Here is a 4074-nt window from a genome sequence, read left to right on the forward strand (position 1 = left end):
GGCGAGCCGCCCGCGCGTCGTCGCCAGTCCCCATTTTCCATCGCGCGTCACGCGCACCAGTCCACTGTGAAAGCTGTCGGCACCGTTATCCATCGTGGCCACGTTCCGTTCCAGCACCCGTCCCGTGCGATCGACGTAGATCCAGCCTTCGCCTTCCGCCCCGGTCGCTGCCATCTTCTGGCGAAGGCTGTTAAACAGCCACTGCACAAACTGCGGCGCCACATACAACTGACCGCCCCGCGTCTCCAGTGCACATCGGGGCAGCACCAACAACTCCCGATCCACAACGCACGCGGCTTGCCCGCAGGCCGGTCCTGCCAGCGTTGCCACCAGCAGCCCCATCGCCGCTCGCCCGAGCACCCGGCCTCTCAGTCCCATGGCTCGACCATCCCGTTCTCGAAATCCGCTATTGCGAATTGTATCAGGGCCGCGGGGACGCTCGTATGGCGACAGCGGCGCGCGATGCGTCCCGGATATCGTTTCCGCCTTTGCTCTCGAGCCTCGGCGGACAAGTTGCTCATCCGGGCTAGGCGGCCTTCGCCAGCGCTTCGGCCACGAGCGCTCCGAGGCGCGCCACGCCGCGCTCGATCCGCGCATCCCAGGTGTGTCCGCAACTGATGCGCATGCAGTTCGAGAAGCGGCCGCTGGCCGAAAACACCTCTCCCGGCGCGAAGCAGATACCCTGGTCGAGCGCCTTGCCGAACAGCTCCCGGCTCCGGAGCCCCGCCGGCAACTCGAGCCACAGGACAAAACCGCCCTGCGGGCGGCTGATCCGCGTTCCCGGCGGGAAATACCTGTCGACCGCACGCGTCATCCGCTCGATGTTGTCGGCGAAGATGCGCCTGATGCGGCGCAGGTGCTGATCGTAGGCGCCGGCGCCGAGGAATTCGGCGAAAGCGACCTGCGGCAACACCGAGCCGCACAAGGTGAACGCCGCCTTCGCATCGAGAACGCGCCGAAGATGCCGACCGGGCACGATCCAGCCGATCCGATAGCCCGGCGCCACCGTCTTCGAGAACGAGCTGCAGTAGATCGTATTGCCGTGCGGATCGAGCGAGACGAACGGTCGCGGACGCTCGCTGCCGAAATAGATGTCGCCGTAGATGTCGTCCTCGATCAGCGGCACGTCGTGACGCGCCAGGAGCTTCAGCACGGCAAGCTTCTTGGCGTCCGGCATGGTGCAACCGAGCGGGTTGTTGAAGCTGGAGGCGAACAGGCACGCCGCGATCCGACGTGTCGTGAGCGCGCGCTGCAGCGCGTGCAGATCGATCCCTTCCGTCGCATCGGTCGGCAGCTCGAAAGCCCTGAGCCCGAGCGCCTGCAGCGCATGCAGGAGGCCGAAATAGGTCGGCGATTCGATCGCGATCGTATCCCCAGGGCGCGCCACCGCACGCAGCGCCAACGCGAGCGCCTCGGTGCATCCGACCGTCACGGCGAGATCGTCAGGCGAAACCGTCCTGTCCCACCGCAGCGCGCGACGCGCGATCTCCCGCCGGAGTCCCACGTCTCCCTGCGGGCCCGTGTAGATGTTGCAGGCGCCGCCTTTCTCCCGCGCGATCCGCGCCAGCAGCCGGTCGAGCCGTCCTGAGGAGAGCAGATCCTGGCTTGGGATGGCACAACCGAGCGGCACGAGCGCGGGATCGGACGCATGCTCGTGCAGCTTGGCGACGACGCCGGCGACGCTGACATCGGTGGCGCGGGCCGGCGGCCTGGACATCGAGGGCGCCTTTCGCGCAGTCGGCCGGCGGGCGACATAGAAGCCGGACTGCGGACGCGCCTGCAGAACGCCGCGGTCTTCCAGCAGCCGATAGGCCTGCAGCGCGGTCGCCATGCTGACGTCCCGTTCACGGCTGATCTCGCGCAGCGACGGCGCCCGCGTGCCCGGCATCAGCGTGCCGCGGTCGACCAGCGCGGTGATGAAGCGCGCGAGCTCCTCGTATCGAAAGACTTCTTCCTTAGCCATTTCCTTGGACATGCCCCATCCTAACTGTACCGGTCGCAATTGTCATTCTCTGTAACTGTACAGGTCCGTACCGGCTTGCTACTCCTCGCTTCGGATCACAGGGCAATCGCATATGGCAGCGACGATCGGGGCCTCATGGTTCGAGACGCGCGGCTGCGCCGCGCCCTCACCATGAGGTTCTGAGATTTCGCCGCATAAAGACCCTCATCCTGAGGAGCCCGCCGAAGGCGGGCGTCTGGATGGGCTGCAAAACGACTGCCTTCCCATATGTGATTGCCCTGCTTCGGATCGAGACGGAGAACACCATGCCGCAATTCGTGAGAAACGACATCATGTCGCTGGTCGGCGAGGCGCCGGAACACGATCTCGCCGAAAGTCTCGGCCCGGATCTCCTGCTTGGCGAGCTTCTCGGCGGAGACAGTGGCTGGCAGGAAACCCGGCTCGGCTATGGCACGCCCGCCGGCGCCCCTGCGCTGCGTTCAGTCATCGCCGACCTCCATGGCGTGGACGAAGGCGACGTCGTCGTCACGATCGGCGGCATGCATGCCCTGTTTCTGCTGGGCTACATCCTCTGCGGTAACGGCGAGCAGGCCGTGATCACGACGCCGGCGTTCCCGCCTGCGCGCGACGTGCTCGTGAGTGTCGGCGCCAGGCTCCGCACCTTGCCGCTCGGCTTCGACGACCGCTATCGGCTCGATCCGAAGGAGCTGGCCGGATTGCTGTCACCCGCGACGCGGCTGGTATCCCTCGCCTCGCCGCACAACCCTTCGGGCGTCGCGACGCCGCGCGCGACGCTTGCAGAGCTGCTTTCGGCGATGTCGACGCATTGCCCCGAGGCGTTCCTGCTGGTCGACGAAACCTATCGATGCGCCGTCTATGGCGACGACCCGATCGCGCCGAGCGCCGCGACCATGAGCCCACGGGTCGTCGTCACCGGCTCGCTCTCCAAATGCCACGGTGCGCCGGGTGTTCGCGTCGGCTGGGCGATCACCCGTGACGCACAGCTCCGCGAGCAGCTCGTGCTCGGCAAGTTCGGCTCCGTCATCGCCAATTCGGCGGTGGACGAGATGCTTGCACAGCGCGTGTTGCAGCGCGCGGACGACATCGTCGGGGCACGACGGCTGAGATTAGGCGCGGGACTGGCGCGCACGACGGCCTGGGCCGAACGTCACGCGGCGCTGGTCGAGTGGGTCCGGCCGGACGCGGGCGCCTTGTGCTGCATCCGGTTGCGGCCGGACGTGTTCGATGCCGGCGGCGTCGCGCGCTTCCATGTGGAACTGGCGCGGCGCCATGCGCGCGTCGGCGATGGAAGCTGGTTCGGCGACCAAGCCCGCGTCTTCCGTCTGGGCTTCGGCCTGCCCGAGCCTGACCGGCTCGATGTGGCCCTCGACGTGCTGACGGATGCCTTGCATCGTGCCCGCCTGACGGCGGCCTGATGCAGCGACCGATGAAAGGAAAGACACCGATGCCCAGCTTTGCCTTCCACCAGGTCGACGTGTTCGGCGACCGCCCCTTGAGGGGAAATCCGCTCGCCGTCGTCGTCGATGCCGACGGCCTTTCCGAAGCGACCATGGCCTCGCTCGCACGCTGGACGAACCTGAGCGAGACCACGTTTCTGCTGAAGCCTGCGACATCAGGTGCAGACTATCGCGTTCGCATCTTCACACCCTCGCGAGAGCTGCCCTTTGCCGGCCATCCCACGCTCGGAAGCTGCCAGGTCTGGTTGAACAGCACGGGCAACGCGCAGAAAGCCCGCATCGTGCAGGAATGCGGCGTCGGCCTCGTGCAGATCAGGCGGGACGGCGACCGTCTCGCTTTCGCGGCTCCGCCGCTTCGGCGCAGCGGCGAGGTCGACGACGTGACGATTCGCACCATCGCGAATGGCCTGAGAATGCCGCGCGAGGCCATCCGGGCCGCCCAATGGGTCGACAACGGTCCCGGCTGGGTCTCCGTGATGCTGTCGAGCCGGGCGGAAGTCCTGGCGCTGAGGCCGGACTATGCGGCATTGGCCGGCCACATGCTGGGCGTGGTTGCGCCATGGGATGCCGGGAAGGACGGCAGCGATGCGCATTTCGAGGTGCGCGCTTTCATCCCGCCGCGCGCCACCGAAG

The 4074-nt window shown here is 67.1% G+C and carries 4 protein-coding genes; 2 read left to right on the plus strand and 2 right to left on the minus strand.

Annotated features, from left to right (window positions below; all coding sequences use genetic code 11):
- On the minus strand, window positions 1–378 hold a 378-nt coding region (locus JOY90_RS37695), incomplete at its 3' end, for a hypothetical protein (RefSeq protein ID WP_291696160.1).
- A 148-nt stretch (window positions 379–526) separates the two neighbouring features.
- On the minus strand, window positions 527–1975 hold the full coding sequence (locus JOY90_RS37700; protein WP_291696161.1) for a PLP-dependent aminotransferase family protein: 1449 nt from the start codon (window positions 1973–1975) through the stop codon (window positions 527–529).
- 293 nt (window positions 1976–2268) lie between these two features.
- Between JOY90_RS37700 and JOY90_RS37705 the strand changes: the two genes are divergently transcribed.
- Window positions 2269–3399 carry a pyridoxal phosphate-dependent aminotransferase gene (locus tag JOY90_RS37705; RefSeq protein WP_291696162.1) on the plus strand — a complete coding sequence of 377 codons (1131 nt, stop codon included), beginning with the start codon at window positions 2269–2271 and terminating at the stop codon, window positions 3397–3399.
- 29 nt (window positions 3400–3428) lie between these two features.
- A partial coding sequence (locus tag JOY90_RS37710) for a PhzF family phenazine biosynthesis protein (RefSeq protein WP_291696163.1) occupies window positions 3429–4074 on the plus strand: 646 nt, incomplete at its 3' end.

Origin of the sequence: Bradyrhizobium sp., from assembly GCF_019242285.1 — a bacterium.
In the GTDB taxonomy this organism is placed as follows: Bacteria; Pseudomonadota; Alphaproteobacteria; order Rhizobiales; family Xanthobacteraceae; genus Bradyrhizobium.

Bases quoted from the DNA above. Each gene is read 5' to 3' on its own strand.
- JOY90_RS37700 (WP_291696161.1), bottom strand. From the start codon at position 1,975: ATGTCCAAGGAAATGGCTAAGGAAGAAGTCTTTCGATACGAGGAGCTC.
- JOY90_RS37705 (WP_291696162.1), top strand. From the start codon at position 2,269: ATGCCGCAATTCGTGAGAAACGACATCATGTCGCTGGTCGGCGAGGCG.